This window comes from Pseudomonas thermotolerans DSM 14292 (assembly GCF_000364625.1).
Classification (GTDB): Bacteria; Pseudomonadota; Gammaproteobacteria; order Pseudomonadales; family Pseudomonadaceae; genus Aquipseudomonas; species Aquipseudomonas thermotolerans.
On the sequence record NZ_KB822623.1, the window covers coordinates 1 to 26932 of the forward strand.

The following is a 26932-nucleotide window of genomic DNA, read 5'->3' on the forward strand; positions in this document are numbered from 1 at the left end:
GACGACGTGGTGCGTTTCTTCCTGGGGGCGGCGGCGGTGGGCATCCTCTGCAAGAAGAACGCCTCCATCTCCGGTGCCGAGGTGGGCTGCCAGGGGGAGGTGGGTTCGGCCTGCGCCATGGCCGCGGCGGGCCTGGCCGAAGTGCTCGGCGGTACCCCGCAGCAGGTGGAGAATGCCGCGGAGATCGGCCTGGAGCACAACCTGGGCCTGACCTGCGACCCGGTGGGTGGGCTGGTTCAGGTGCCCTGCATCGAGCGCAACGCCATAGCCGCGGTGAAGGCCATCAATGCCGCGCAGATGGCCCTGCGCGGCGACGGCGAGCACTTCATCTCCCTGGACCAGGTGATCCGCACCATGCGCGATACCGGTGCAGACATGCACGACAAGTACAAGGAGACCTCCCGTGGCGGCCTGGCGGTCAGCGCCATCGAGTGCTGAACCGTTTTGGCTCGCCGGCCGATCGGCCTGCCCGACGCTGGTGCGCGGCCCGGGCGGAAGCGGAGGAGGTCGGCGTTACCGGAAACAGCTTGCGTTACCGGAAACAGCTTCGGCCAGGGCGGTGTTTCCAGGGGTGCTACTGGAGTCCACACGGGCTCGGTTCGCGGGTGACCAGACGGTCACCCATTTGCGTTGGTCGTCTTTTTTCTGCTCGCGTCAGAGCGGCTCCGGAATCTTTATTGAATGGTTGATCAATTTAGGCACGGGGTTTGCCTTGTTCCCCGTGCGTTTCCGAAACGCGCTGCCGGAAGTGTAACCAATAACAATCAAGGCCTCCTGCCTCGGAGGCCAGCCGTAATGCCATGCGTGAGGGCACCCAATGTCTGAGTTCAAGCAAGGATCTCCGATCCGTAACCGTGCACCGCAAACCATCGGTTTCCTGCTGCTCGATAATTTCACCCTGATATCCCTGGCCTCGGCGGTGGAACCGCTGCGGATGGCCAACCATCTGTCCGGCCGCGAGCTCTATCGGTGGTGCACACTGACCCAGGACGGCCACGCGGTGACCGCCAGCGACGGTCTGCAGATCACCCCGGATGCCGGGCTGGCCAAAGCGCCGCCGCTGGACATGGTGATCATCTGCGGCGGGGTCAACATCCAGAACAGCGTTACCCGCGAGCAGGTGCTCTGGCTGCAGGCCCAGGCCCGTCAGGGACGCCAGCTCGGCGCGGTGTGCACCGGCAGTTGGGCGCTGGCCAAGGCCGGGCTACTCGACGGCTACGAGTGCAGCGTGCACTGGGAATGTCTGGCCGCCCTGCAGGAAGCCTTCCCGCGGGTGGCCATCACCACCCGGCTGTTCTCTATCGACCGCAATCGCACCACCTCCTCGGGCGGCACCGCACCCATGGACATGATGCTGCACCTGATCGGCTGCGAGCACGGTCGCGAGCTGGCTGCCGGCATCTCCGAGATGTTCATCTACGAGCGCATACGCAACGAGCAGGACCACCAGCGGGTGCCCCTCAAGCACATGCTCGGCAGCAACCAGCCAAAGCTGCAGGAGATCGTCGCCCTGATGGAGGCCAACCTGGAGGAGCCCATCGACCTCGACGAGCTGGCCAGCTACGTGGACGTCTCGCGCCGCCAGCTGGAGCGCCTGTTCCAGAAGTATCTGCACTGTTCGCCCTCGCGTTACTACCTGAAGCTGCGTCTGATCCGCGCCCGCCAGCTGCTCAAGCAGACCTCCATGTCGATCATCGAGGTGGCCTCGGTGTGCGGCTTCGTCTCCACCCCGCACTTCTCCAAGTGCTATCGCGAGTACTTCGGCATCCCGCCGCGCGACGAGCGCGCCGGCCAGAACGGCAACGTGGTGCGCTTGGTGCCAGTGACCGAGGAGGCCCTGATGGCCAGCTCGGCGGCCCAGGCTGCGCTGTCCCGCGCGCAGAGCGAATCCACCTTCGCCAGCGTGCGCCTGTAACGCCGGGACGCGGAGCGGAAACCCGGAGCAGGCGGCGGCGCCCCTCCGGGTTTTTCGTGCCCGGGGAACCGCCAGGGATGGGTGGGTTGCGGAAAAAAAGCCCCCGTCAGGGCCGGTGCTCCGACGGGGGTAAGGGAGCAGGCTCGTGTCGAGCCTCAGTGTGAAGCCTTCGGTTACTGATTGACCTGGCGCAGCACCGGGGTGGCCGGGGTGTCGCCGAGGTTGGCCAGCATGCGTTCGCTGTACCAGTCGAGGAAGTTGATCACCCCGAACTCGTAGGTCTTGGAGTAGGGGCCCGGCTGGTAGGCGGTGGAGTTGATGCCGCGCTGATTCTCTTCGGCGAGGCGGCGGTCCTGGTCGTTGGTGGCGTCCCAGACCTCGCGCAGGCGGCTGGGGTCGTAGTCCACGCCTTCCACTGCGTCCTTGTGCACCAGCCACTTGGTGGTCACGATGGTTTCCTGGGCGCTGACCGGCCACACGGTGAAGACGATCATGTGGTCGCCCATGCAGTGGTTCCAGGAATGCGGCAGGTGCAGGATGCGCATGGAGCCGAGATCAGGGTTCTGGATGCGGCCCATCAGTTTCTTGCAGCCCGGCTTGCCGTCCAGGGTCATGGACACGGTGCCCTGCAGCAGTGGCATGCGCACGATACGGTTGCGTAAGCCGAAGCTGGCATGGGCGTAGGGGATCTTCTCGTCTTCCCAGGCCTTGGTGCAGGCCGCCACCTGGTCCTTGAACTCCTGGGTAGCGCGCGGGTCGGTGACGTCGTCCCATTCCAGCAGGGTTTTCAGCAGTTCCGGGTGCGAACCGCTGCAGTGGTAGCACTCGCGGTTGTTCTCCATCACCAGTTTCCAGTTGGCCTTCTCCACCAGGGTGCCCTGCACCGCCACCTTGGCGTTCTCCATGTCGTACGGCTCCATGTAGTGCTCGAGGGTGCGCAGGAAGTCGTCGATCTCCGGCGGGTTGTCGGCCAGGGAGACGAAGATGTAGCCGCCGGCAGTCTTCACGTGCAGCGGCTTGAGGCCGTACTGGTTCAGGTCGAAATCGGCGCCCATCTCGGTGCCGGCGAACAACAGGCGGCCGTCCAGCTCATAGGTCCACTGGTGGTAGGGGCAGACCAGTTTGGCCACCTTGCCCTTGTCATTCAGGCACAGGCGCGAGCCGCGGTGCCGGCAGACGTTGTGGAAGGCATGGATCCGGCCCTCGGCGCCGCGCACCACGATGATCGGGTTGTCACCGATCTGCAGGGTCAGGTAGTTGCCCTTGGCGGGGATCTCGCAGGTCATGCCGGCGATCAGCCACTCCTTGTAGAAGATCTCCTGCATGTCGATCTGGAACAGCCGCTCGTCGTTGTAGAAGGGCTGCGGCAGGGAAAAGCTGTGATCGCGCTCACGGAGCATCTGCGCAGTGATCTTGCGGGCAGGCTCCAGCAGGTCGCCGAGAACCGCGTTGTTGATGACATCCATCGGTAACTCCTCAAGGGCAGCTCGCCGTCGCGAGCGCCGCACAGTGGCTGTTTCGGTTGTGACGCAAGGCGCGTGATCCGTCCTTCTGCGGGCGGTTCGCTCTGGGGAGGAGTGTGGGTGCGATGCGAGGCCCTGCCTTGTCTACGGGCGACATGCGGAAAATCGTTTCCGACCAGAAAGGCCAGCAACGGCCGGCAGTGCGCAATTAGCATGTGAATGTCGCGGACAGGCAAACGGGCCGCGGCACGGCTGCGCACAATCGCGGGCAACAGGCCGATACCCGGCTGTGCGCGGAGCCCTGTCCATGACCAACACTTTTCTCAATCCGGTGACCACCCAGACCTGGAGCAACGGCCGCCATCTGGTGCGTTGCGTCAAGGCCATCCAGGAGACCTGGGATGTGCGTACTTTCTGCTTCATGGCCGACCAGCCTATGCTGTTCTTCTTCAAGCCGGGGCAATTCGTCACCCTGGAACTGGAGATCGACGGTCAGCTGGTGATGCGCTCCTACACCATTTCCAGCTCGCCCTCGTTGCCTTACAGCTTCTCCATCACCATCAAGCGGGTGCCGGGCGGCCAGGTATCCAACTGGCTGCACGACAACCTCAAGGAAGGCGACGTGATCCCGGTGCACGGGCCGGTCGGCAACTTCAACGCCATCGACTTCCCGGCGGACAAGGTGCTGTTTCTTTCCGGCGGCGTCGGCATCACCCCGGTGATGTCCATGGCGCGCTGGTTCTTCGACACCAACGCCAATGTCGACATGGTGTTCGTGCACAGCGCGCGCACCCCGAAGGACATCATCTACCACCGCGAACTGCGCCACATGGCCTCGCGGATCGCCAACTTCAAGCTGCACCTGGTCTGTGAGCGCTACGACATCGGCGAGGCCTGGTCCGGCTACCGTGGCTACCTGAACCAGCCGATGCTGGAGCTGATCGCTCCGGACTTCCTGGAGCGGGAGATCTTCTGCTGCGGTCCGACCCCCTATATGAACGCGGTCAAGCGTCTCCTGGAGGCCAACGGTTTCGACATGCGGCACTACCACGAGGAAGCCTTCGGCGCGACCCCGCCGGAGGTCGGCGAGGAAGTGCGCGAGCACGCCGCCGAGGCGGCCCGGGACGGCGGCCTGACCGACGCCGACCTGCGCGAGGTGACCTTCAGCGGGACCGGCAAGAGCATCCGCGTGGCGCCCGGCGAGACCGTCCACACTGCCGCCGCCAGGCTCGGCCTGCACATTCCGAAGGCCTGCGGCATGGGCATCTGCGGCACCTGCAGGGTTCTCAAGACCGCCGGTGAGGTGGAGATGGAGCACAACGGCGGGATCACCGATGAGGACCTGGCCGAGGGTTACATCCTGTCCTGCTGCAGCGTGCCCAAGGGGGACGTGGTGATCGACTACTGAAACGCTGCTCGTTCCCAGGAAGCCCCGGCCATGGCCGGGGCTTTTCTTTGCCCGAAGGAAACGCCAGAGGAGACGGCCTGGCCAGGCAGCGGCAGGCAAAAAAGCCGCTGACCTTGCGGTGAGCGGCTCGGGTGGGGCAGGGGCTCAGCGCGGCGCCAGGGCCGGCAGCAGGGTGCGTGAAATCGCCTCGCGCACCGCCGGCAGCAGGGTGGCGCTGCCGCCCAGCAGTTCCTCCACCAGGCGGCGCAGGGCGGTGGAGCGCTCGGCGTTCAGGCCGCTCAGCGCATGGCTGCAGGCCTGGTCGGCGCTGACCCCCTGGGGAATGCTGAAGCCCAGGGCCAGCAGGCGTTCGCGGAAGTCTTCCTGGTCGATCAGATCGGCATGCATCATGGTCCGTTTCCTCTTGTCGTGGGGCGTGCGGCCTAGCGCAGCACGCCCTCGTCCAGCAGCAGTTTGAAGATGGCTTCGGCGCCGGCCTGCGGGCTGACGTCCTTGAGCACCTGGCCGGTGCCGCCGGCGGCCTTGGCGGTGGCCGCCTTCATGCGCTCGGCGCCGGTCTTGGCCTTGATCACCTTGAGGCGCTTCGGGCGCGGCCGCGCCGGCTGCAGGGTGCTAGCGGCGAGCAACTGGTCCTCCACCACCGCCACCTCGTGGGCTTCGATGCGTCCGCGGCGGGCCGGACCGAAGGCGCTCTGCCGGGCGCCGGGAGCAGCGCTGTCGACGCTGGCGACGAAGGGCAGACGCACCCGCAGGCGGCGCCGCTGACCGCGGGGCAGGGCCTGGAGCACCTGGGCGCTGCCGTCCTCGACCTTCTCCACCTCGGCCAGGCCGACCACCAGGGGCCAGCCGAGGCGTTCGGCGAGCAGGAAGGGCAGCATCCCGGAGCCTTCGCCGGTCTCCGCCTGGCTGCCGGTGAGCACCAGTTGGGCGCCGGCATCGGCCAGGTAGTCGGCGAGGGCGGGCAGGGCGTCGGCGCCGGCCGGCTGTTCGAGCACCGCCAGTTCGTCCAGGCCCATGCCCAGGTAGCTGCGCAGGGCCTCTTCCCGCGGGTTGCCGGCGTGCAGCACGCGTAGGCGCTTGCCGGCCAGGCGCAGGCCGAGCTCGACGGCGCGGGCATCCTGTTCGGCGCGGCGGGCACGCCCGGAGGCCGGGTGGGCGCCGATGGAAACCAGGGCGACTATGTTCAGGTCGGTCATCGTTCGTACCTCTGACTGGAGGGGCGCCAGGGCTGCGCCCGTGGCTGCTTCAGGCCGCATCGCGCCTGCCTTCCTGGCGCCAGGCGGCGACTCGCTCGATCAGCGCCTGGAGGATCGCGGAGGAATCGCCGATCACCGAGAGATCGGCGCGCTTGATCATGTCGCAGCCGGGGTCGAGGTTCACCGCCACCACCTTGTCGCAGGCGCCGATGCCCTGCAGGTGCTGGATGGCGCCGGAGATGCCCACCGCCAGATAGACCCGGGCCGTGACCCAGGTGCCGGTGGCACCGACCTGACGACTGCGCGGCATGTGGCCGTCGTCCACCGCCACGCGCGAGGCGCCTTCGGTGGCACCCAGGGCGCTGGCGGCGCGGTGGAACAGCTCCCAGTCCTTGACGCCGTTGCCGCCGGAAAGGATGAACTCGGCCTCGGCCATGGGGATCTGCGCCGGGTCCACGGCCACCGGACCGAGGTCCTCGATGCGCGGCAGGTTGCGCGCCACCTGCCAGGCGAGTTCCACCGGGCGGGCCTCGTGGCGGGTCTCGCTGACCGGCTCGGCGCACTCGGCGGCGGCCAGGATCAGACGGGCCAGCGGCCGCTGGATGTCCTGCTGACCGGCCCCGGCGCGACCGACGCAGCGCTCGCCCTCGGCCTGCCAGACACGGGTTGCCGGGCGCTCGCCGAGGCTGGCGGCCAGCCGGCGGCCCAGTTCGCCGCCACCGGTGCGGCTGTCGGGCAGCAGCCAGTGGCGCGGAGCGAACTGGTTGTCCACCGCGCGCAGGGCGAGTACCCGCTGTTCCGGCGCGTAGCCCTGGTATTGCTCGCCGTCGAGCAGCAGTAGGCGGTCCACGCCGGCGCTGTCGAAGGCGCTTTCTTTGTGTTCGCCGAACACCACGGCCAGTACCGCACCTTCGCTGCCGGCCAGTCTGCGGGCCAGACCGAGGAGGTCCTTGTCGTGGCTGGACAGGCGACCGCCGACCATGTCTGGCACCACGGCGACGTAGTAGGCCGGCTGTTCGACGACGTGCAGCGGCAGCTGTACCTCGACGCTGGCGCTGCGCCTGGTCCCGGTGCCTTGCTGGGCGCCACTGCGGTCGATGCGCTTGATGCCGGCCGGGCCGATGAAGCCGGCGGCGATGGCGTGCGGATTCTTGCGGACGATGCCGTTGGGGCCTATCCAGACGGTCTGGTTCTGGCTCTGCAGGGCCGCGTGCAGCGGGTGCAGACGGTTGCGGGCGATCCACTCGGCACGCGGGTCGCGGCGGATGATCTCGCTCATGCTGCGATCTCCTGGTCAGGCATGAACATGTCCTTCGCCCCCTCGGGGGCGAAGGCTGGGAGCAGGGAGGAACGGACGGCGTCGCTGTGGCAGGCCGGGCCCCGACCCTCGGCCCCTCGCCCGGTGGGAGAGGGGCAACGGCTGCGGCAAGTGAAGGCCATCAGTGCACCTCCGCCGCTTCGCGCCGGGCCGCGGGCTGGCTGGCCGGGGCCTCGGCGCCCTCGATCAGCACCTCGGCCACCAGCTCGGCGATGTCCTTGATCTCCGGCCGCGGGGCGACCACACCCTCGAGCATCGCGGTGCATTGCGGGCAGCCCACGGCCACCAGCGCGGCGCCGGTTTCCTTGATGTCGGCCATGCGCATGTCCGGAATGCGCTGCTTGCCGGGGATGTCGGTGATGGGCGCGCCACCGCCACCACCGCAGCAGCGGGAACGGAAGCCGGAGCGCTGCATTTCCCGGACCTCGATGCCGAGGGCCTTGAGTACGTTGCGCGGCGCCTGGTACTCGCCGTTGTAACGGCCCAGGTAGCAGGGGTCGTGGTAGGTGACGCTGTCCGCCTTGCTGCGACCCAGTCGCAGGGCGCCCTGGCGCACCAGCTCGTCGATGAAGGTGGTGTGGTGCAGCACCTCGTAGTGGCCGCCCAGGGCGCCGTACTCGTTCTTCAGTACGTGGAAGCTGTGCGGGTCGCAGCTGACGATGCGCTTGAAGCGGTATCGGCTCAGGGTGGCGATGTTGCGTCGGGCCAGGCTCTGGAAGGTGGCCTCGTCGCCCAGGCGGCGGGCCACGTCGCCGCTGTCGCGCTCTTCCAGGCCGAGCACGGCGAAGTCCACCCTGGCGGCCCGGAGGATCTTCACGAAGGCCCGCAGGGTGCGCTGGTTGCGCATGTCGAAGGCGCCGTCGCCGACCCAGAACAGCACGTCGGCCTGCTTCTTCTCGCTCATCAGCGGCAGGTTGAGGTCGGCGGCCCAGTTCAGCCGGCCGCCGGGGGCGAAGCCACCGGGGTTGTCGGTGGCGATCAGGTTCTCCAGCACCTCGGCACCCTTGTTCGGGGTGGCGCCCTTCTCGAGGGTGAGATGGCGACGCATATCGACGATGGCATCGACGTGCTCGATCATCATCGGACACTCCTCGACGCAGGCCCGGCAGGTGGTGCAGGACCACAGGGTCTCGGCATCCACCAGGGCTTTGCCGTCCAGGGAAACGATGGGCAGGTGCGGACCGCCGCTGTGCTCGCCGAGCGGCTTGCCGGGGTAGGGGCTGCCGGCGAACTTGGCGTCGTTGCCGCCGGCCAGGCCGATCACCATGTCCTGGATCAGCTTCTTGGGGTTGAGCGGCTGGCCGGCGGCGAAGGCCGGGCACATGGCCTCGCACTTGCCGCACTGCACGCAGGCATCGAAGCCGAGCAGCTGGTTCCAGGTGAAGTCGCTGGGCTTCTCGACGCCCAGCGGCGCGCTGGGATCGCTCAGGTCGAGGGCCTTGAGGCCGGTGGAGCGGCCGCCGCCGAAGCGCTCGGGACGCCGGTGCCAGGCCAGGTGCAGGGCGCCGGCGAAGGCGTGCTTCATGGGCCCGCCCCAGGTCATGCCGAAGAACAGCTCGGAGACGCCCCAGGCCACGCCCACGGCGAGGAGCACGGCGAGCAGCCAGCCGCCGAAGCCTTCCGGGAGGATGCCGGCCACCGGCAGGGTGGCGACGAAGAAGCTGCCGGAGAACATCAACAGGCTTTTCGGCAGGCGCATCCAGGGGCCCTTGGATAGCCGCGACGGCGGGTTCAGACGGCGCTTGAGGACGAAGATGGCGCCAGTGAGCATCAGCGCCGTGGCGGCCAGCAGGGCGTAGCCGAGGAGCTGCGAGCGCAGGCCGAAGCCGTGCACCAGAATGGCCAGCAGGGCCGCCAGGACGAAGCCGCCGGCGGTAGCCACGTGAGTCCTGGACATGTACTTGTCGCGCTCGACCACGTGGTGCAGGTCCACCAGGTAGCGGCGCGGCATCTTCAGCAGGCCGCCGAGCCAGTCGACCTGCGCCGGCCGGCCGCGCCGCCACATGCGGAAGCGCCTGAGCGCGCCCAGCACCGCGAGGGCCAGGGCGGCGAAGAGCAGGATGGGGAGGATGGTGTTGAGCATTTCGTTGGTCTCCTAGCCGGGACCGTGAGAGCACTGCGGAACGCTCCCCCGCCCGGCGGGCGAGAGGGCCAAGGAGAGGGGGAACCGTTCCGCTCCTCACTCCCGGCCCCTCTCCCGATGCGGGAGAGGGGGGATGGGCGTCAGAAGTCCTTGCACAGCCGCAGGGCGTCGTAGATCGCCGCGTGGGTGTTGCGCTGGGCCACGCAGTCGCCGATGCGGAACAGCAGGTAGCCGTCGCCCAGCTCGGACAGGCAAGGCTGCGGCTTGATCGCAAACAGCGCCTCGATATCGATCTGGCCCTTGTTGCGCGAGCCGGGCTTGAGCGCGTAGTACAGCGACTCGTCCGGACGCACGCCGTTCTCCACCACCACCTGATCGACCACACGCTCTTCCTTGGCGCCGGTGTATTCGTTCTCGAGCACCGCCACCAGCTTGTCGCCCTCGCGGTAGACCTTCTCCAGCATCAGGTCGCCGGTCATGATCACTTCCTTGGGATACAGGCTGCGGTAGTAGGTGGGGAAGGTGGTGCCGCCGATGGCCACGCCCGGCTTGATGTCGTCGGTGACGATCTCCACCTTGGCGCCCTTGTCGGCCAGGTAGTCGGCCACCGACATGCCGCTGAACTCGCAGATGGTGTCGTAGACCAGCACGTTCTTGCCCGGGGCGACCTTGCCCTCGAGGATGTCCCAGCTGCTCACCACCAGGCCCTCGGCGGCGCCCCAGTGCTCGTTCTGCTCGAGGAACGGATGGCCGCCGTTGGCCAGCACCACGATATCCGGGCGGAGGTCGAGGATGCTCTGCGGATCCGCGGCGGTGCCCAGGCGCAGGTCGATGCCCAGGCGCGCCAGCTCCAGCTGGTACCAGCGGGTGATGCCGGCGATCTGGTCGCGCTGCGGCGCCTTGGCGGCGATGGTGATTTGTCCGCCGAGCTGCTCCTTCTTCTCGAAAAGGGTCACGTCGTGGCCGCGCTCGGCCGCCACCCGGGCCGCCTCCATGCCGGCGGGACCGCCGCCGACCACTACCACCTTGCGCTTCGGCCCGGTGGACTTCTCGATGATGTGCGGCACGCCCATGTACTCGCGGCTGGTGGCGGCGTTCTGGATGCACAGCACGTCCAGGCCCTGGTACTGGCGGTCGATGCAGTAGTTGGCGCCGACGCACTGACGGATCTGATCCACCTGGCCCATCTTGATCTTGGCGATCAGGTGCGGGTCGGCGATGTGCGCGCGGGTCATGCCCACCATGTCCACGTAGCCGCCTTCGAGGATGCGGGTGGCCTGGTTCGGGTCCTTGATGTTCTGCGCGTGCAGCACCGGCACGTTGACCACTTCCTTGATGCCGGCGGCCAGGTGCAGGAAGGGCTCCGGCGGGAAGCTCATGTTCGGGATGACGTTGGCCAGGGTGTTGTGGGTGTCGCAGCCGGAGCCCACCACGCCGATGAAGTCGAGCATGCCGGTGTCGCTGTAGTACTTGGCGATCTGCTTCATGTCCTCGTGGGACAGGCCGTCCGGGTGGAACTCGTCGCCGCAGATGCGCATGCCGACGCAGAAGTCGTCGCCGACCTCCTTGCGCACCGCCTTGAGCACTTCCAGGCCGAAGCGCATGCGGTTCTCGAAGCTGCCACCCCATTCGTCGGTGCGCTTGTTGACCCGCGGGCTCCAGAACTGATCGATGAGGTGCTGGTGCACGGCGGACAGCTCGATGCCGTCCAGGCCGCCTTCCTTGGCCCGGCGTGCGGCCTGGGCGAAGTTGCCGATCACCCGCCAGATCTCCTCCGGCTCGATGGTCTTGCAGGTGGCGCGGTGCACCGGCTCGCGGATCCCCGACGGCGACATCAGGGTCGGCCAGTGCTCGCCGTCCCAGCGCGAGCGGCGGCCCATGTGGGTGATCTGGATCATGATCTTGGCGCCGTGCTTGTGCACCGCGTCGGCGAGGTTCCGGAAGTGCGGGATGATGCGGTCGGTGGACAGGTTGACCGAGCTCCACCATTGCTGCGGGCTGTCGATGGCCACTACCGAGGAGCCGCCACAAATGGCCAGGCCGATGCCACCCTTGGCCTTCTCCTCGTAGTACTTCACATAGCGTTCGGTAGTCATGCCGCCGTCGGTGGCGTAGACCTCGGCGTGGGCGGTGGACAGCACGCGGTTGCGGATGGTCAGCTTGCCGATCTGGATCGGCTGGAACATTGCCTCGAAAGCCATTGCGGCATCCTCACGGAATCAGAGCTTTGTGGTTGTGGGAGCGGGCCGGGATCAGCGCGGCTTGACGATGAACAGGCCGTCGTCGTGGCCTTCCTCGGCACCGCTGTAGACCTGCTCGGCCACGGTACGGAGGCTGCTGCCGCGAGCGGCGAGGATCTGGTCCATGGCGCCGGCGAACCAGCCGGTGAACATGTAGTCCACCTTGCGGTTGACCTTGCCGTAGACGTACACGAAGGCGGAGTGCTTCAGGCGTACCTTGGCGGTACCCTGGTCGAGGTCGATCTCCTCGATCTGGAACAGGCCCCAGCCGCGCTGAGAGAGGCGTTTCATGTAATGTTCGAAGACCTCGACGCCAGCCAGACCGTGGCATTCGGCTTCCTTCTCGCACCAGTGCCAGGCGGACTTGTAGCCGGCCTGGTAGAGGAGCTCGGCATAGCGCTCGGCACCGAGGGCCTCCTCGATGGCCATGTGGTTGTTGACGAAGAAATGCCGCGGCACGTAGAGCATCGGCAGGGAGTCGGTGGTCCAGACACCGGTTTCGCTGTCGACTTCGATGGGCAGTTCGGGGGCGTGGGTGGCCATGTGTTCTTGCTCCGGAATTCGGTTTGGCCCGGCAGCGGGGCGGTTATCCCTCCCCGGCGGGGAGGGTTCGAGTAGGGTTCAGGGGGGGGAGGGGTGTGCTTATTCGCCCCAGACTTCCTTGAGGACGCGCAGCCAGTTCTCGCCCATGACCTTGCGCACCACGCGTTCGGGCATGCCGCGCTTCAGCAGCGTCTCGGTGAGGTTGGGGAACTCGCCCACGGTGCGGATGCCCAGCGGGTTGACGATCTTCCCGAAGTTGGTCAGGCGGCGGGCGTAGCCCTTGTCGTGGGTCAGCCACTCGAAGAAATCCTGGCCGTGGCCCTGGGTGAAGTCGGTGCCGATGCCGACGGCGTCCTCGCCGACGATGTTCATCACGTACTCGATGGCCTCGGCGTAGTCGTCGATGGTCGAGTCGATGCCCTTGGCCAGGAACGGCGCGAACATGGTCACGCCGACGAAGCCGCCGTGGTCGGCGATGAACTTCAGTTCTTCGTCGGACTTGTTGCGCGGGTGGGCCTTGAGCCCTGAGGGCAGGCAATGGGAGTAGCAGACCGGCTTCTTGGAGGCGAGGATGACTTCCTCGCTGGTCTTGGAGCCGACGTGGGAGAGGTCGCACATGATACCGACCCGGTTCATCTCGGCGACGATCTCGTGGCCGAAGCCGGAAAGGCCACCGTCGCGCTCGTAGCAGCCGGTGCCGATCAGGTTCTGGGTGTTGTAGCACATCTGCACGATGCCCACGCCCAGCTGTTTGAAGATCTCCACGTAGCCGATCTGGTCCTCGAACGCATGGGCGTTCTGGAAGCCGTAGATGATCCCGGTCTTGCCCTGTTCCTTGGCCTTGCGGATGTCCGCGGTGCTGCGCACCGGGATGACCAGATCGCTGTTCTCGCGAATCAGCTTGTTGCTGGCGACGATGTTGTTCACCGTGGCCTGGAATCCCTCCCAAACGGACACGGTGCAGTTGGCGGCAGTCAGGCCGCCCTTGCGCATGTCCTCGAAGAGTTCACGGTTCCACTTGGCGATGATCAGACCGTCGATGACGATGCTGTCGGCATGAAGTTCGGCTGGGCTCATCAGGCTGTCCCCCTTGATATCCGTGCGCCGGACCTTCTGTCGGCGCCTTGAGGGGGAGCATATCGTCGGTATCCGCGACGCTATCGCGCAAAAGCGACCGGGGGATTGCCGAAAGCGTCAAGCCTGCGGCAGGGCGGCGGGGCAGGCGCCCGCGCTGCGGGGCGGGAATCAGTCGTAGATCTGCTTCTTCTTCCAGTCGTCGTCTTCCAGCGTCTTGAGCGCTTCGGTCAGCTCGCTGGGATCGCCGGCGCCCGGCTTGAGCCGATCCAGGACCAGCGCGTTGGCCTGCTCCAGCTGCACCTCCAGGCGCATCAGCTCGGCCTCGTAGGGCGTCGGGTCGGCGAGCTTGCGCAGGTACTGCACGCCGCGCTCGAAGGCCAGACGGGCCTGACCGGGGCGATTCTGCTGCAGCGCCGCCTGGCCGAGGTTGTTGAACAGCTCGAGGTGGGTGCGCACCAGCATGTCGCGGATCTGCTGGACCCAGCGCTTGGCTTCCTGAGTACCGAGCAGTCCGGCACGGGCGGCACGACCGATCTGGGCGTGGAGGTCATCAAGCTGGTAGCGGATCTCCTTGGCCTTGGCCTCGTTGAATACCTTCTGCGGCGCGTTGGGCACGGCGATGGCCTCGCCCTGGGCGATCAGCCTGCGGAGTTCCTCGATGCGCTCGCGCAGCGCGGTGTTCTGCTTGTCGAGGGGCAGCAGGTGCTCGCAGTCGAGCAGCTCCAGGCGGGCGAGCAGCAGCTTCAGCGGGCCGCTCATGAATTGGCCAGGCAGGCCTTCGCTGAGGCGGGCACAGCGCTTGATCAGGTCGCCGAGTTCCGCCTTGCGGCGTGCCCGCTCCAGGTTGCGGCTTTCGATCAGGCTGTTGATGTAGCCGATGGCAAGGAGAATGGCGATGCCACCTACCACCAGCAGGGTGATAACGACTGGAGACATCCGGACACCTTTCGAAATGGACGATGGCCGGGGAGTGTAGTGCCTGGCGCCGCAGCCTCCTAGAGGGGCGGACCAGCCGTCGTTCCGGGGGCAAGCGAAGGAGATTCGGAGCTCTGTTCGATTTTCGACCAGAACTCTTTGATTTTAAAAAAATTTTGTTTGAGTGGTTGACGGGGTCCGGAAGGCTCCATAGAATGCGCGCCACTTTCAGCGCTAAGCCGCAAGGCAGAGCGCCGAGAGCCGGAACAAAGGCGTTTGCTGTTGTAAGCTCCGGGCCGCGTCCCCTTCGTCTAGTGGCCTAGGACACCGCCCTTTCACGGCGGTAACAGGGGTTCGAGTCCCCTAGGGGACGCCAGTTTGAAAGTTGTACACGCGGGAATAGCTCAGTTGGTAGAGCACGACCTTGCCAAGGTCGGGGTCGCGAGTTCGAGTCTCGTTTCCCGCTCCAAATTTCGCGCAAACGATGCGCAAGCGTTGTTTGTCCCCTTCGTCTAGTGGCCTAGGACACCGCCCTTTCACGGCGGTAACAGGGGTTCGAGTCCCCTAGGGGACGCCAGTTTGAAGTTGTACATGCGGGAATAGCTCAGTTGGTAGAGCACGACCTTGCCAAGGTCGGGGTCGCGAGTTCGAGTCTCGTTTCCCGCTCCAATCTCCGCTTCGTGAAGATCCTCTTCATGAAGACCTGAAAAAAAGGGACCTCGGGTCCCTTTTTCGTTTTCGCCGTTGCGCTTTTTCCCTCTCGTCACTTCCCGGCCAGCGTCAGGCGGCATCCTGGCGCGGCAGACGGCGCTCGGCGACTTCCTTGAGGATGCTCAGGGATTCCGCGGACTCCCGATCGATGCGCCGGCGCAGCAGCAGGGCGTTGGCCAGGCGCATCAGCCAGCTGTCGAAGCTGTATTCCAGGGTTCGCACGAAGCGGGTGCCACCGGTGCACGGCTGGCACTCGTAAGTGAGCCGCAGCAGGCTCAGACCGTTGTCGCCACGGGCATGGGCTCGCCACAGGCGGCCGGGGACGTACTCGTCCACATCCCAGCTCAGGTGGCCGTCGCGGCCGCCGGCGTGAATGTCCTCCTCGAAGTGGCTGCCGGTCGGCAGCGGCCCGGCGGGGCCGTCCACGCGTAGGGAGGAGGGGTGCCATTCCGGCCAGCGGGTGGCCGAGGCGGCATAGGCCAGTACCTGTTCCGGTTGGCCGGCGATCTCGACCGTGTGGCGCATCAGGGTCATCGGGCGTTCCTCCTGTTGTCGTTGTTCTTGTGGGGGTTCCCAGTGCAGTGTGCCGTACAGCCAGTCGCTGAGCGGCAGGACCAGGTTGAAGTTGTGGGTCTGCATCAGGTCGCGGCGGTGGTGCAGCTCGTGCAGCCGGCGCATCTGGCGGATCCACGGCAGCCGGGTCAGCGGGTGGCTGGCGGGCAGGTGCTCGCAGGCGTGGAAGATTTCGTAGCTAAGGTAGCCGCCCAGCAGGGTGAGGGCGAACAACCCGGCAACGTTGCCATTGAGCTGCGCCAGTGGCCACCAGACGGCGAACAGCACCAGGCTGTAGAGCACGATCAGCCAGGCCGGGAAGAGAATCACCCGCCAGTCTCGGCTGGTCTCGTAGGGCATCCGACCGGCCACGAAGAAACTGTGGTGGTCGCCGGTGTGGCGCTTGTAGAAGAGCGCGCCCAGGCGCTTCTTGCGATGCCCGAAGTTGCGGTGAACCTGGTATTCGCCCCAGTTGTAGAAGACTAGGGCCAGCGGCACCGTCAGCCATTCCAGAGGGCGGACCTGTTCCAGGGTGCTGGCGAATAAGACCAGGCAGGTCAGCCCGTAGGCAAGGACGAAGAGGGCGTGCAGCCAGGGGTTGTAGAACGGCGAGATGCCGGCCCGGTAGCGGGTGCGGAAGGCTTCCACGTCGTGGCTCATGACCGCGGCCTCCATGGGTTCTTGTCGATTTGACAGCAGTCTAGTGGCGGAAGAATTATTGGTGAAATGGATATTCATGATGAGCTTTATTCATGCCCGTTAATCTGCGCACCCTGGACCTTAACCTGCTGCTGGTTTTCGACGCCCTGATGCAGGAGCAGAACCTGTCCCGCACCGCGCAGCGCCTGCACCTGAGCCAGCCGGCGGTGAGCAATGCCCTGGCGCGGTTGCGCGCGCAGCTGGGCGAGCCGCTGTTCGTCCGCACCGCCCGCGGCATGTCGCCGACGCCGCAGGCCCAGGCGCTTTACGAACCGGTACGCCAGGCCCTGCACCTGCTGCGTCTCGGCCTGGACGCCCGGGAGGCCTTCGATCCGGCGGGCGAGCACCTGTTCCGCCTGTCGATGAACGACTACGCCCAGGCCATCCTGCTGCCGAGCCTGCTGGCCCGCCTCTCCGAACATGCGCCGCGCACCGTGTTGACCGTGCAGGGCGATGACGCCGAGACCCTGACCAGGCGGCTGGCTGGCGGCGAGCTGGACCTGGCGATTGACTACCTGTATTTCGACGATGACCAGTTGTGTTACCAGCCGCTGCTGACCGAACAACTGGTGGTGATCGGCCGCGCTGGGCATCCGGCCTTTGCCGGTGGCCTCGACCTGGACGGCTACCAGCGTAGCCAGCACGTCTCCATCCTGCCCCGGGCGGGGCGCGGCTCGCCGCTGGAGATCGTCCTCGGCTCGGCCAAGGTACGCCGCCAGACGCAGCTGCACGTGCCGCACTACCTGACTATTCCACCGATCGTGGCGCGCTCCGAGCTGCTCGGCACGGTGCCGCGCCGGCTGGCCGAGCAGTTCGCCCCCGTCTACGCGCTGGAGGTGGCGCCTTTGCCCGTGGAAATGCCGGACGTGCAGGTCAGTCTGATCTGGCACCGTCAGCAGGAGCTGTCGCCAGGACTGCGCTGGCTGCGCGAGCGAATAGGCCAGGTCTGCACGAGCCTGGCCGTGGGCTGAGATTGGGAGCGGGGCTCAGTGCTTGCTGCTGTCCGCCGGCAGGGCGAGCAGCTGCTTCTCCTGGTTCCAGTCGAAGACTTCGCCCTGCTGTTCGGCCTGGTAGCGGCGCTCGTCGAGGGTCTGGTACAGCTCGATCTCCTCGTCGGGCATGAAGTGCAGGCAGTCACCGCCGAAGAACCACAGCAGGTCGCGGGGGATCAGGTGGGCGATCTGCGGGTAGCGGTGGAAGATCTGGCTGATCAGGTCCTGGCCGAGGAACAGGTTGCCCTCGGTGTCTTCCGGCAGGTTGTCGAGCAGCTCGTCGAAGCGTTCGAGGAACAGGGCGTGGTTTTCGTCCTCCACCTGCTCGGCCTCGCTGAGGGCGACCAGGATGCCGCGCAGGTGTTTGAGCAGGGCGAGGTGGTGGTCGAGGTAGCTGCTGGCCATGGGGGGGGAGTCCTGAAAGCGGAAAATAGGCGCGGAGTATAAGGCAGCTGCGCCTCAGGGTGCGAATCGGGCGCCCCTCTCCGCGGCCTCGGGAGAGGGGCGCTGCATCGGCCGGCTCAGCGCACCCGACCGGCAGGGAGGAGCAGCTCCTCCTTGGCGAAGTCGTCCACGTCGATCACCCGGCGGCGCGCCGCCTCGGCGCTACGCAGCTTGTCGGCTTCCTCTTCGCTGAGGATGCCCGCCGCCTGGGCGGCGTCGATCTCCGACTGACCGGGTGCCGGGCGGCATTCGCCGCTCTTCAGCGCCTGCTGCAGCTTGCGGCGCTCCTCGCGGCAGGCATCGAGCAGCGTTACGGCCTGCTGCAGGGCGCCGACCGGGTCCTGCTCATCGTGTGGCCGGTAGCAGCCCTCGAGCAGCGCCTCCAGGGCCGGGTCGCCGTCGTCGCGGCCGAGCAGGGCGGCGACTTCCGCATCCAGGGCATCGGACGGGCCGCTGTGGCGGCGCCCCAGGGGGAACACCAGCACGCGCAGCAGGCAGCCGAGGGCCTTGTTGGGGAAGTTGCGCAGCAGCCCGTCGAGGGCGCTTTCGGCCTTCTCCAGGCATTCCTCCAGGGCCCAGCGCAGCAGCGGGCGCAGGTGGTCGGGGTTGCCCAGGTCGTGGTAGCGCTTGAGCGCCGCCGAGGCCAGGTAGAGATAGCTGAGCGCATCGCCGAGGCGCGCCGAGAGGCGTTCGCGGCGCTTCAGCTCGCCGCCGAGCAGCAGCATGCTGAAGTCGGCGAGCAGGGCGAAGGCCGCGGCCAGGCGGTTGAGGGCGCGGAAGTAGGGGCGGCTGAGCAGATCGCCGGGCACGTCGCCCAGCAGCCCCAGGCTCAGCCCGTACAACAGGCTGCTGGCGGCGTTGCCGATGGCGAAGCCGGCGTGCCTGAGCAGCAGCGCATCGAATTCCACCAGGGCCTGATCGTGATCCTCACGGCTGGCCAGGGCCATTTCCCTGAGCACGAAGGGGTGGCAGCGGATCGCCCCCTGGCCGAAGATCATCAGGTTGCGCGAAAGGATATTGGCGCCTTCCACGGTGATCGAGATGGGCGCGGTCTGCCAGGCGCGGCCCAGGTAGTTGTTGGGCCCGAGGACGATGCCCTTGCCGCCGTGCACGTCCATGGCGTGGCCGATGCAGGCGCGGCCGCGCTCGGTGAGGTGGTACTTGAGGATCGCCGAGAGCACCGAGGGCTTCTCGCCGAGGTCCACGGCCCGGGCGGTGAGGATGCGTGCGCAATCCATCAGCCAGGTGCTGCCGCCGATCTGGGCCAGGGCTTCCTGGATGCCCTCGAAGGCGTTCAGCGGCACGTTGAACTGCTCGCGGACGCGCGCGTAGCGGCCGGTCACCAGGCTGCAGTACTTGGCCGCCCCGGTGCCGCCAGCGGGCAGGGAGATGGCGCGCCCCACCGACAGGCAGTTCATCAGCATCATCCAGCCCTTGCCCAGGTAGTCGCGGCCGCCGATCAGGTAGTCGAGGGGCACGAACACGTTGCGACCGCGATTCGGGCCATTCATGAAGGCGGCACCGAGCGGCAGGTGGCGGCGGCCGATCTCCACCCCGGGGGTGTCGGTGGGGATCAGCGCCAGGCTGATGCCGAGATCCTCTCGGTCGCCGAGCAGGTGATCGGGGTCATAGGCCTTGAAGGCCAGGCCGAGCAGGGTGGCCACCGGGCCGAGGGTGATGTAGCGCTTCTCCCAGTTCAGGCGCAGGCCGATGACTTCCTCGCCGTTCCACTGGCCCTTGCAGACGATCCCTGTGTCCGGCATGGCGCCGGCGTCGGAACCGGCCAGCGGGCCGGTGAGGGCGAAGCAGGGTATCTCCTCGCCGCGGGCCAGACGCGGCAGGTAGTGGTTGCGCTGCGCCTCGGTGCCGTAGTGCAGCAGCAACTCGGCGGGGCCGAGGGAATTGGGCACCATCACCGTGGAGGCCAGGTCGCCGCAGCGGGTGGCCAGCTTCATCGCCACCTGGGAGTGGGCGTAGGCGGAGAAGCCCTTGCCGCCGTACTCCTTGGGAATGATCAGGGCGAAGAAACCATTGTCCTTGATGAACTGCCAGGCCTGTTCCGGCAGGTCGAGCTGCTGGCCCACTTGCCAGTCGGAGACCATGGAGCACAGCTCCTCCACGGGGCCGTCGAGGAAGGCTCGCTCCTCTTCACTGAGCTGCGCCGGCGGGTAGCCGAGCAACTGGTTCCAGTCCGGCCGGCCGCTGAACAGCTCGCCGTCCCACCATACGGTGCCCGCCTCAATGGCCTCGCGCTCGGTGTCCGACATGGGCGGCAGCACCTTGCGGAACCAGGTGAACAGCGGGGCGGTGATCAACTGACGGCGCCAGTCGTGCAGCAACAGGGGCGCGGCCACCACCACCAGCAGCACCCAGAAGATCAGCTGCAGCCAGGTGGGCACCGGACTGAACAGGGCCATGGCAACCAGGTAGACAGCTACCGCACCCAGCGCGTGGAGTGCGGCAAAGCGGCGGTGGGCCAGCCAGAGCACGCCAAGGAACAGAACCAGCAACCAGATGAACGGCATGGGAATCCTCCATGGATGGGTTGGTCGGTCCACCAACAGCATAGAACCAGATGGCGGCATGGGCGGCGAGCTTGGCGGAAACGTCGTCGGCGCAGCCGTGGCCGGCTGGCTAGACTGGCCGCCGAAGTCGAGGAATGCAGCCATGCGCGAGTACCTGCAACCCGGTCGCTTCATCGACAGCGACCACCCGGCGGTGATCGCCTTCGCCGAGGCGCACCGCGGCCCGGGCAACGATCCGCTGGAGCAGGCGGTCAGCCTCTACTACGCGGTGCGCGACGGCATCCGCTACAACCCCTACAGCTTCAGCTGCGACCCGCAGACCCTGACGGCCAGCTACGCGCTCGCAGCCGGCGAGTCCTACTGCGTGCCCAAGGCCCTGCTGCTGGCCGCCTGCGCACGGCATTGCGGGATTCCCGCGCGCATCGGCCTGGCCGACGTGCGCAACCACTTGGCCACGCCGCGCCTGCTGGCCCTGCTGCGCAGCGAGGTGTTCGCCATGCACGGCTACACCGAGCTGTACCTGTGCGGGCGTTGGGTGAAGGCCACTCCGGCGTTCAACCGCGAGCTGTGCCGCGCTTTCCGCGTCGCGCCCCTGGAGTTCGACGGCCTGGCCGACAGCGTGTTCCATCCCTACAACCAGCGTGGCGAGCGCTACATGGAGTACCTGGCCGACCACGGCCAGTTCGCCGATCTGCCGCTGGAGCTGTTCTTCGGCCACCTGGCGCACTGCTACCCGCACCTGTTCGCCGCCGGTACCGCCTTCCTGCTCGAAGGGGACCTGCAGGCGGAAGCACAGATGAGCCGTATCGATAGTTGATATCGGGATTCACGGCTTTTTTCCCGTGTCACAGCTGGTAGGGTGCAGGGTAGCGAGTTGTCGGCTGCGAACCCGGAGTGGCCCCGTGATTGCGAAATGCCGGCGACAACGGTTGCAATTGACCGTTCCAACCCTTATCTAGGGCCACTTCCTTATGTTGAGTACCTGCCAGTCATGAGTTCCGCCCTATCCATCCGGCAGCTGACCAAGATCTACGGCAACGGCTTCCAGGCCCTGCACGGCATCGACCTGGAGGTCGCCGAAGGCGATTTCTTCGCCCTGCTCGGCCCCAACGGCGCCGGCAAGTCCACCACCATCGGCATCCTCTCCACCCTGGTGAACAAGACCAGCGGCAGCGTGGAGGTGTTCGGCCACGACCTGGATCGCGAGCCCTACGCGCTCAAGCGCTGTCTGGGTGTGGTGCCCCAGGAGTTCAACTTCAACCAGTTCGAGAAGGTCCTCGACATCGTCGTCACCCAGGCCGGCTACTACGGGATTCCCGCCCGCCTGGCCAAGGAGCGCGCCGAGCTCTACCTGACCCAGCTGGGCTTGTGGGAGAAGCGCAATGCCGCTTCCCGTGAGCTGTCCGGGGGCATGAAGCGCCGCCTGATGATCGCCCGCGCGCTGATCCACCAGCCGCGCCTGCTGATCCTCGACGAGCCCACCGCCGGGGTGGACATCGAGCTGCGTCGCTCCATGTGGAGCTTCCTCACCGAGCTGAACCAGCAGGGCATCACCATCATCCTCACCACCCACTACCTGGAGGAGGCCGAGCAGCTCTGCCGCAACATCGCGATCATCGACCACGGGCGGATCGTCGAGCATTCGAGCATGAAGGAGCTACTGATGAAGCTCCACGTGGAGACCTTCCTCCTCGACCTACGTGATCCGCTGCGGGTGGCGCCTCAGCTCAACGGCTACCCGGCGCGGCTGATCGACAACCACACCCTGGAAGTGCAGGTGGAGAAGAACCTCGGCCTCAACGGGCTGTTCACCCAGCTGGCCGGCCACGGCATCCAGGTGTTGAGCCTGCGCAACAAGACCAACCGTCTGGAGGAGCTGTTCGTGTCCCTGGTCGAGAAGAATCTGACGAAGGTGGCGGTATGAGGCGGGAATTCGCGCAATCCGAACTGGCCGCCAACTGGATCGCCCTGAAGACCATCGTGCACCGCGAGGTGCGCCGCTTCCTGCGTATCTGGCCGCAGACCCTGCTGCCGCCGGCGATCACCATGGTTCTGTACTTCGTGATCTTCGGCAACCTGATCGGCCGGCAGATCGGCGACATGGGCGGCTTCAGCTACATGGACTACATCGTCCCGGGGCTGATCATGATGTCGGTGATCACCAACGCCTACGGCAACGTGGTGTCCAGCTTCTTCGGCAGCAAGTTCCAGCGCAACGTCGAGGAGCTGCTGGTCTCACCGGTGTCGGCGCACACCATCCTGCTCGGCTACACCATCGGCGGCGTGCTGCGCGGCCTGGCGGTGGGGCTGATCGTCACCGTGCTGTCGCTGTTCTTCACCAGGCTGCAGGTGCACCACCTGGGGGTGACCGTGGTGGTGGTGCTGCTGACCGCCACCATCTTCTCCCTGGGCGGCTTCATCAACGCGGTGTTCGCCCGCAACTTCGACGACATCTCGATCATCCCGACCTTCGTGCTGACCCCGCTGACCTACCTGGGCGGGGTGTTCTACTCGATCAGCATGCTGCCGCCGTTCTGGCAGACGGTGTCGCTGGCCAACCCCATCCTGCACATGGTCAACGCCTTCCGCTACGGCATTCTCGGCGTGTCGGACATCCGCATCGGCGTGGCGATCGCCTTCATGCTGGTGGCCAGCGCGGTGCTCTACGCCATCTGCATCCGGCTGCTGGTCAGCGGCCGCGGCATGCGCCAGTAGCGGCGCCGATCGGCAGGGTGGGGCGCGCCCACCCTGTTGCCGCCCGGGTCGGCAGCGCCGACCGCATCAGTCCTCGTCCTGCACACCCTTGAAGTCTGCCGCCAGGCGCTGCTGCACGTCCTGCGGCACGCGGTCGTAGTGGTCGAGGAGGATGCTGTAGCTGCCCTGGCCGGAGGTGAGCGACTTGAGCCGTCCGGCATAGCCTTCCAGCTCGGCCAGCGGCACCTGGCCGCGGATTGCCGCCAGGCCCAGAGACAGCGTTTCGGTACCGAGCACCTGGCCGCGGCGGGCGATCAGGTCGGTGGTGATGTCGCCGATCTTCGCTTCCGGGGCGCTGATCTCGATGGCCACTATGGGCTCCAGGATCATGCAGCCGGCGTTGCGCAGAGCGTCGAGCATGGCCTTGCGGCCGGCGGCCTGGAAGGCGATGTCCTTGGAATCCACCGGGTGGTGCTTGCCGTCGTAGACGGTGACCCGCACGTCCACCACCGGAAAGCCGGCCAGCGGGCCGTTCTCCATGGCTGCACGCACGCCTTTCTCCACGGAGGGGATGAACTGCGAGGGGATCACCCCGCCCTTGATCTCGTCGACGAATTCGAAGCCCGCGCCGCGCGGCAGCGGCTCGACGCGCAGGAATACCTCGCCGAACTGGCCGGCGCCGCCGGTCTGCTTCTTGTGCCGGCAGTGGCCTTCGGCCCGGCGGGTGATGGTTTCCTGATAGGGTACCCGGGGCGGGCGGGTGTCCACCTCCAGCTTGTAGTTGCCCGCCAGGCGGTCGAGCAGGTAACGCAGGTGCAGTTCGCCCATGCCGCGCAGCACGGTCTCTTGGGTCGCCGCCCGGTAGTCCAGCTTGACGCAGGGGTCTTCCGCTTGCAGGCGGGAGAGCACCTCGGCGATGCGCTGCTCGTCGCCGCGCCGCCTGGCCTCGATGGCCAGGCCGAGCATGGGCTCGGGGAAGTCCAGCGGTTTGAGGCGGATCTGATCCTCGTCGTGGGAGTCGTGCAGTACCGTGTCGAACTCCACATCCTCCACTTTGGTGAGGGCGCCGAAGTCGCCGGGGATCAGCCGAGGCACTTCCTCGTGGCGCTTGCCCTGCAGGCGCAGCAGGTGGCCCAACTTGAACGGCTTGCGGCCATCGCCGACGAACAGCTGCATGTCGCGCTGCAGAGTGCCCTGGTGGACGCGGAAGATGCCCAGTTTGCCGACGAAGGGGTCCATCACCACCTTGAACACGTGGGCCAGCACGTGGGCCTCAGGATCGGGGGTGGAGCGGAACGGCTGGGCGTCCGGACCCTGGCCCTTGAGGAATAGCGGTGGGTTGCCTTCCAGCGGGTTGGGGGCGAGGCGGGCGAGGATCTCCAGCAACTCGTCGACCCCGGCTCCGGTGCGTGCCGAGACGAAGCACAGGGGGATCAGGTGGCCCTCGCGCAGCGCCCGCTCGAAGGGCTCGTGGAGCTCCTCGGGGCTGATCTCGCCCTGTTCCAGGTAGCGGGCCATCAGCTCCTCGTCCACCTCCACCACCTGATCGACCAGCGCTTGGTGGGCCTCTGCCACGGAGGAGAAGTCGGCCTCGCCGTCCGGCGTGAAGAAGCAGTCCACCACGCGGCTGCCGCCGTCGGCCGGCAGGTTGATGGGTAGCACTTCCTTACCGAAGGTCTCGCGCAGTTCGGCGACCAGGCCGGGCAGGTCGAGCCGTTCGGCGTCGATCTTGTTGACCACCAGGATCCGGCACAGGCCGCGCTCGGCAGCTAGAGCCATCATCCGCCGGGTCATCAGCTCGATGCCGCTCTGCGCGTTGACCACTACCAAGGCGGTCTCTACCGCGGCCAGGGCGGCGATGGCCTGGCCGATGAAGTCGGGATAGCCGGGAGTGTCGATGAGGTTGATCTCGGCGCCGGCGTGCGAACAGTGCGCCAGCGCCGAACTTAGGGAGTGGCGGTATTCGCGTTCCAGGGGATCGAAGTCGCAGACCGTGTCGCCGCGTTCGAGACTGCCCATGCTGCCGATGGCGCCGCTGCGCTGGAGCAGTGCTTCGACCAGGCTGGTCTTGCCGCCGTTGCTCTGCCCGACCAAGGCGATGCTGCGGATGTCTTGGACCGAATAGCTCATGACCACCTCCGCATTCCGGGGTACCAGCAGTATAGGCAGGCACCGCCGACCGCTCGGCGGAAGGCCCGGGAGGCCGGCAAAAAAGGTTACGCATGGGCTCTCGGCCTCGCTCGTGAACGGCGGAGTCGTCGGTCATACTGGCTGGAGACTGAACACCTCGAGGTCCTGCATGTCCGCCCATCTTCTTCCGCTGCTTGCCGTACTCTTCGCCACTCCCGCCCTGGCCGACGCCGGCCATGCTCAGGGTCACTCGCAACACTACGACTTCGGCCACCCGGCCGGCGCCGCCGAGGCCACCCGCAGCGTGGAGATCCGCATGGGTGAGATGTTCTACGGACCGGCCAGTCTGCAGGTGAAGGCTGGCGAGACGGTGCGCTTCGTGCTGAAGAACGAGGGCAGCCTGCTCCACGAGTTCGGCCTGGGCAGTGCCGCCATGCATGCCGAACACCAGAAGCAAATGGCTCGGATGCTCGAGCAGGGCCTGCTGACTCCCACCGGAATGGCGCACAGGGACCACGCCCACATGGGGCACGGCACGGACGCCGGCGGACACGGCATGCTGCAGCACGACGACCCCAACAGCGTGCTGGTCGAGCCGGGCAAGAACGCCGAGCTGACCTGGACCTTCACCAGGGCCGCGGAGCTGGAGTTCGCCTGCAACATTCCCGGCCACTATCAGGCGGGCATGGCCGGCAGGCTGCGCATCGTCCCCTGAGGCGTACTACGCAGCGCCGGGCCTGGCGCTGCGCAGCCGGCGGGGCAGAGCATTTGCCGGCAACTCTGTATACACTGGGTGGTTTTTAGCTCCACCAGGTTCTAGCCATGCAGCATCCTGCCGAACATTCCCCCCTGGGCAAGCCCAGCGAGTACGTTTCCACCTACAGCCCCGAGTTGCTGTTCCCCATCTCCCGCGCAACCAAGTGGGCAGAGCTGGGGCTGGACGGCGGCAACTTGCCGTACCAGGGGGTCGACTACTGGAACTGCTACGAGCTGTCCTGGCTGCTGCCCTCGGGCAAGCCGGTGGTGGCCATCGGCGAGTTCGCGATCCCTGCCGATTCGCCGAACATCATCGAGTCCAAGTCCTTCAAGCTCTACCTGAACTCCTTGAACCAGAGCCGCTTCGCCGATCACGGCGAGCTGCAGGCGGTGCTGACCCGCGACCTGTCCGCCGCCGCCGGCGCCCCGGTGGCGGTGCGCGTGCGGGATCTGGACGCAGTGGCGGCCGAAGGCGTGGCGACGCCTCCTGGCGAGTGCATCGATGATCTGGACATCGAGGTGTCCGACTACAGCCAGCCGCGCCCGGAACTGCTGCGCGTCGTGGCGGAGGATGGGGCCGAGGACCGCTTCCACAGCCATCTGTTGAAGTCCAACTGTCCGGTCACCGGGCAGCCCGACTGGGGCAGCGTGGTGGTCGACTACCGTGGCGGCCGGCGTCTGGATCGGGCCAGCTTCCTGGCCTATCTGGTGAGCTTCCGCCAGCATGCCGACTTCCACGAGCAGTGCGTGGAGCGCATCTTCCTCGACCTGCAGAAGTGTCTGGAGCCCGAGTGGCTGAGTGTCCATGCCCGCTACGTGCGGCGTGGCGGGCTGGACATCAACCCCTACCGCAGCACGGCGCCGATCACCCCGGACAACCGCCGGCTGGTGCGTCAGTAAGCCAGTAACAACGGAAAAGGAAGGGAGGGCGGCAGGCCTGTAGCCCGCCGCGCGTGGGTGCATCAGATGCCCATGTTCGCCAGGCTTTGCACGATGTTGCGCAAGGTCCCGGCCAGGGTCGGGTGTTCCAGTTCGAAGCGTTCCACCGCGAGGTTGACGCCGTCCACCAGGCCGGTGTCCGGCGTGACGGTTTCCAGTTCCAGCTTCAGCTCGATCTGCCGGATCAGGTCGCGCAGCCGCTCCTGATCCTCGGCGGACAGCGGGGCACCCGTTTCGAGCTGTTCGCGCAATTCGTTGAGTTGCTGTTGCAGTTCGCGGGCAGGCATGCGTATTCCCTCCATTGTCGGCGACCCCATCGCCAGGCGACAGTC

23 protein-coding genes and 4 tRNA genes are annotated in these 26932 nt (G+C 66.8%); 13 read left to right on the forward strand and 14 right to left on the reverse strand.

Annotation, left to right across the window (positions count from 1 at the left end; translation table 11 throughout):
• Both H165_RS0115750 and gbdR read left to right on the forward strand, forming a co-directional pair.
• On the forward strand, nt 1–438 hold a 438-nt coding region (locus tag H165_RS0115750; RefSeq protein WP_017939907.1), incomplete at its 5' end, for an L-serine ammonia-lyase, iron-sulfur-dependent, subunit alpha.
• 379 nt (nt 439–817) lie between these two features.
• On the forward strand, nt 818–1915 hold the full coding sequence (gbdR, locus tag H165_RS0115755; protein WP_017939908.1) for a choline metabolism transcriptional regulator GbdR: 1098 nt from the start codon (nt 818–820) through the stop codon (nt 1913–1915).
• A gap of 173 nt (nt 1916–2088) precedes the next feature.
• Here the strand turns inward: gbdR and gbcA are convergent, their stop codons facing one another.
• Nucleotides 2089–3381, reverse strand: coding sequence for a glycine-betaine demethylase subunit GbcA (gene gbcA / locus H165_RS0115760; protein WP_017939909.1), 1293 nt, complete (start codon nt 3379–3381; stop codon nt 2089–2091).
• 304 nt (nt 3382–3685) lie between these two features.
• On the opposite strand from gbcA, the gene gbcB reads away from it, so the two are divergent.
• Nucleotides 3686–4786 (forward strand): glycine-betaine demethylase subunit GbcB, encoded by a 1101-nt coding sequence (gene gbcB, locus H165_RS0115765; RefSeq protein ID WP_017939910.1) that lies wholly within the window; start codon nt 3686–3688, stop codon nt 4784–4786.
• A 144-nt stretch (nt 4787–4930) separates the two neighbouring features.
• On the opposite strand, the gene H165_RS0115770 is transcribed toward gbcB, so the two are convergent.
• From H165_RS0115770 to H165_RS0115810, 8 genes are all read right to left on the reverse strand, one after another.
• The gene (locus H165_RS0115770) at nt 4931–5176 is read right to left on the reverse strand and encodes a hypothetical protein (protein WP_017939911.1); all 246 of its coding nucleotides are present in this window, start codon (nt 5174–5176) and stop codon (nt 4931–4933) included.
• 32 nt (nt 5177–5208) lie between these two features.
• Entirely contained in the window at nt 5209–5982 is a 774-nt protein-coding gene (gene etfB / locus H165_RS0115775; RefSeq protein ID WP_017939912.1) for an electron transfer flavoprotein subunit beta, read from the reverse strand.
• A gap of 49 nt (nt 5983–6031) precedes the next feature.
• Nucleotides 6032–7261, reverse strand: a complete 1230-nt coding sequence (gene etfA, locus H165_RS0115780; protein ID WP_017939913.1) for an electron transfer flavoprotein subunit alpha — start codon at nt 7259–7261, stop codon at nt 6032–6034.
• Between the two features lie 160 nt (nt 7262–7421).
• Nucleotides 7422–9383: a dimethylglycine demethylation protein DgcB gene (gene dgcB, locus H165_RS0115790; RefSeq protein WP_017939915.1), complete on the reverse strand. Its 1962-nt coding sequence runs from the start codon at nt 9381–9383 to the stop codon at nt 7422–7424.
• Nucleotides 9384–9523: 140 nt separating this feature from the next.
• Nucleotides 9524–11584, reverse strand: a complete 2061-nt coding sequence (gene dgcA, locus H165_RS0115795; RefSeq protein WP_017939916.1) for a dimethylglycine demethylation protein DgcA — start codon at nt 11582–11584, stop codon at nt 9524–9526.
• Between the two features lie 51 nt (nt 11585–11635).
• A complete protein-coding gene (locus H165_RS0115800) occupies nt 11636–12166 on the reverse strand; it encodes a DUF5943 domain-containing protein (RefSeq protein WP_017939917.1) in 531 nt (176 codons plus the stop codon).
• A gap of 99 nt (nt 12167–12265) precedes the next feature.
• Nucleotides 12266–13243: a dipeptidase gene (locus H165_RS0115805; protein WP_017939918.1), complete on the reverse strand. Its 978-nt coding sequence runs from the start codon at nt 13241–13243 to the stop codon at nt 12266–12268.
• A 168-nt stretch (nt 13244–13411) separates the two neighbouring features.
• On the reverse strand, nt 13412–14179 hold the full coding sequence (locus tag H165_RS0115810) for a hypothetical protein (RefSeq protein WP_017939919.1): 768 nt from the start codon (nt 14177–14179) through the stop codon (nt 13412–13414).
• A gap of 279 nt (nt 14180–14458) precedes the next feature.
• On the opposite strand from H165_RS0115810, the gene H165_RS0115815 reads away from it, so the two are divergent.
• The 4 genes from H165_RS0115815 (at nt 14459) to H165_RS0115830 (ending at nt 14827) form a co-directional block, all read left to right on the forward strand.
• A tRNA-Glu gene (locus tag H165_RS0115815) sits at nt 14459–14534 on the forward strand.
• Between the two features lie 17 nt (nt 14535–14551).
• Nucleotides 14552–14627, forward strand: a tRNA-Gly gene (locus tag H165_RS0115820).
• A gap of 32 nt (nt 14628–14659) precedes the next feature.
• Nucleotides 14660–14735: transfer RNA gene (locus H165_RS0115825), tRNA-Glu, on the forward strand.
• A 16-nt stretch (nt 14736–14751) separates the two neighbouring features.
• Nucleotides 14752–14827: transfer RNA gene (locus tag H165_RS0115830), tRNA-Gly, on the forward strand.
• Between the two features lie 111 nt (nt 14828–14938).
• Here the strand turns inward: H165_RS0115830 and H165_RS0115835 are convergent.
• Nucleotides 14939–16081, reverse strand: coding sequence for a sterol desaturase/SRPBCC family protein (locus H165_RS0115835; protein WP_026146673.1), 1143 nt, complete (start codon nt 16079–16081; stop codon nt 14939–14941).
• 92 nt (nt 16082–16173) lie between these two features.
• Between H165_RS0115835 and bsrA the strand changes: the two genes are divergently transcribed.
• Entirely contained in the window at nt 16174–17091 is a 918-nt protein-coding gene (bsrA, locus tag H165_RS0115840; protein WP_017939921.1) for a LysR family transcriptional regulator BsrA, read from the forward strand.
• Nucleotides 17092–17106: 15 nt separating this feature from the next.
• Here the strand turns inward: bsrA and H165_RS0115845 are convergent, their stop codons facing one another.
• Both H165_RS0115845 and H165_RS0115850 read right to left on the reverse strand, forming a co-directional pair.
• Nucleotides 17107–17517: a PA2817 family protein gene (locus H165_RS0115845; RefSeq protein WP_017939922.1), complete on the reverse strand. Its 411-nt coding sequence runs from the start codon at nt 17515–17517 to the stop codon at nt 17107–17109.
• A gap of 116 nt (nt 17518–17633) precedes the next feature.
• Nucleotides 17634–20081 (reverse strand): acyl-CoA dehydrogenase, encoded by a 2448-nt coding sequence (locus H165_RS0115850; RefSeq protein WP_017939923.1) that lies wholly within the window; start codon nt 20079–20081, stop codon nt 17634–17636.
• Nucleotides 20082–20223: 142 nt separating this feature from the next.
• Between H165_RS0115850 and H165_RS0115855 the strand changes: the two genes are divergently transcribed.
• From H165_RS0115855 to H165_RS0115865, 3 genes are all read left to right on the forward strand, one after another.
• The gene (locus H165_RS0115855) at nt 20224–20898 is read left to right on the forward strand and encodes a transglutaminase-like domain-containing protein (RefSeq protein WP_017939924.1); all 675 of its coding nucleotides are present in this window, start codon (nt 20224–20226) and stop codon (nt 20896–20898) included.
• A 174-nt stretch (nt 20899–21072) separates the two neighbouring features.
• On the forward strand, nt 21073–22005 hold the full coding sequence (locus H165_RS0115860; protein ID WP_017939925.1) for an ABC transporter ATP-binding protein: 933 nt from the start codon (nt 21073–21075) through the stop codon (nt 22003–22005).
• Entirely contained in the window at nt 22002–22796 is a 795-nt protein-coding gene (locus H165_RS0115865) for an ABC transporter permease (protein WP_017939926.1), read from the forward strand. The genes H165_RS0115860 and H165_RS0115865 overlap by 4 nt, the downstream gene beginning before the upstream one ends.
• A gap of 66 nt (nt 22797–22862) precedes the next feature.
• On the opposite strand, the gene fusA is transcribed toward H165_RS0115865, so the two are convergent.
• The gene (gene fusA / locus H165_RS0115870; protein ID WP_017939927.1) at nt 22863–24905 is read right to left on the reverse strand and encodes an elongation factor G; all 2043 of its coding nucleotides are present in this window, start codon (nt 24903–24905) and stop codon (nt 22863–22865) included.
• A gap of 169 nt (nt 24906–25074) precedes the next feature.
• On the opposite strand from fusA, the gene H165_RS0115875 reads away from it, so the two are divergent.
• Both H165_RS0115875 and queF read left to right on the forward strand, forming a co-directional pair.
• Complete coding sequence (locus H165_RS0115875; protein WP_017939928.1) at nt 25075–25620, forward strand: cupredoxin domain-containing protein; 546 nt, start codon at nt 25075–25077, stop codon at nt 25618–25620.
• 107 nt (nt 25621–25727) lie between these two features.
• Nucleotides 25728–26561: an NADPH-dependent 7-cyano-7-deazaguanine reductase QueF gene (queF, locus tag H165_RS0115880; protein WP_017939929.1), complete on the forward strand. Its 834-nt coding sequence runs from the start codon at nt 25728–25730 to the stop codon at nt 26559–26561.
• A gap of 62 nt (nt 26562–26623) precedes the next feature.
• Here the strand turns inward: queF and H165_RS0115885 are convergent, their stop codons facing one another.
• On the reverse strand, nt 26624–26887 hold the full coding sequence (locus tag H165_RS0115885; protein ID WP_017939930.1) for a DUF4404 family protein: 264 nt from the start codon (nt 26885–26887) through the stop codon (nt 26624–26626).
• Nucleotides 26888–26932 lie beyond the last annotated feature (45 nt).

Excerpts from the sequence above, each read along its gene's own strand:
- gbdR (WP_017939908.1), top strand. The coding sequence starts at position 818 with ATGTCTGAGTTCAAGCAAGGATCTCCGATCCGTAACCGTGCACCGCAA.
- gbcA (WP_017939909.1), bottom strand. The coding sequence starts at position 3,381 with ATGGATGTCATCAACAACGCGGTTCTCGGCGACCTGCTGGAGCCTGCC.
- gbcB (WP_017939910.1), top strand. The coding sequence starts at position 3,686 with ATGACCAACACTTTTCTCAATCCGGTGACCACCCAGACCTGGAGCAAC.
- H165_RS0115770 (WP_017939911.1), bottom strand. The coding sequence starts at position 5,176 with ATGATGCATGCCGATCTGATCGACCAGGAAGACTTCCGCGAACGCCTG.
- etfB (WP_017939912.1), bottom strand. The coding sequence starts at position 5,982 with ATGACCGACCTGAACATAGTCGCCCTGGTTTCCATCGGCGCCCACCCG.
- etfA (WP_017939913.1), bottom strand. The coding sequence starts at position 7,261 with ATGAGCGAGATCATCCGCCGCGACCCGCGTGCCGAGTGGATCGCCCGC.
- dgcB (WP_017939915.1), bottom strand. The coding sequence starts at position 9,383 with ATGCTCAACACCATCCTCCCCATCCTGCTCTTCGCCGCCCTGGCCCTC.
- dgcA (WP_017939916.1), bottom strand. The coding sequence starts at position 11,584 with ATGGCTTTCGAGGCAATGTTCCAGCCGATCCAGATCGGCAAGCTGACC.
- H165_RS0115800 (WP_017939917.1), bottom strand. The coding sequence starts at position 12,166 with ATGGCCACCCACGCCCCCGAACTGCCCATCGAAGTCGACAGCGAAACC.
- H165_RS0115805 (WP_017939918.1), bottom strand. The coding sequence starts at position 13,243 with ATGAGCCCAGCCGAACTTCATGCCGACAGCATCGTCATCGACGGTCTG.
- H165_RS0115810 (WP_017939919.1), bottom strand. The coding sequence starts at position 14,179 with ATGTCTCCAGTCGTTATCACCCTGCTGGTGGTAGGTGGCATCGCCATT.
- H165_RS0115835 (WP_026146673.1), bottom strand. The coding sequence starts at position 16,081 with ATGAGCCACGACGTGGAAGCCTTCCGCACCCGCTACCGGGCCGGCATC.
- bsrA (WP_017939921.1), top strand. The coding sequence starts at position 16,174 with ATGCCCGTTAATCTGCGCACCCTGGACCTTAACCTGCTGCTGGTTTTC.
- H165_RS0115845 (WP_017939922.1), bottom strand. The coding sequence starts at position 17,517 with ATGGCCAGCAGCTACCTCGACCACCACCTCGCCCTGCTCAAACACCTG.
- H165_RS0115850 (WP_017939923.1), bottom strand. The coding sequence starts at position 20,081 with ATGCCGTTCATCTGGTTGCTGGTTCTGTTCCTTGGCGTGCTCTGGCTG.
- H165_RS0115855 (WP_017939924.1), top strand. The coding sequence starts at position 20,224 with ATGCGCGAGTACCTGCAACCCGGTCGCTTCATCGACAGCGACCACCCG.
- H165_RS0115860 (WP_017939925.1), top strand. The coding sequence starts at position 21,073 with ATGAGTTCCGCCCTATCCATCCGGCAGCTGACCAAGATCTACGGCAAC.
- H165_RS0115865 (WP_017939926.1), top strand. The coding sequence starts at position 22,002 with ATGAGGCGGGAATTCGCGCAATCCGAACTGGCCGCCAACTGGATCGCC.
- fusA (WP_017939927.1), bottom strand. The coding sequence starts at position 24,905 with ATGAGCTATTCGGTCCAAGACATCCGCAGCATCGCCTTGGTCGGGCAG.
- H165_RS0115875 (WP_017939928.1), top strand. The coding sequence starts at position 25,075 with ATGTCCGCCCATCTTCTTCCGCTGCTTGCCGTACTCTTCGCCACTCCC.
- queF (WP_017939929.1), top strand. The coding sequence starts at position 25,728 with ATGCAGCATCCTGCCGAACATTCCCCCCTGGGCAAGCCCAGCGAGTAC.
- H165_RS0115885 (WP_017939930.1), bottom strand. The coding sequence starts at position 26,887 with ATGCCTGCCCGCGAACTGCAACAGCAACTCAACGAATTGCGCGAACAG.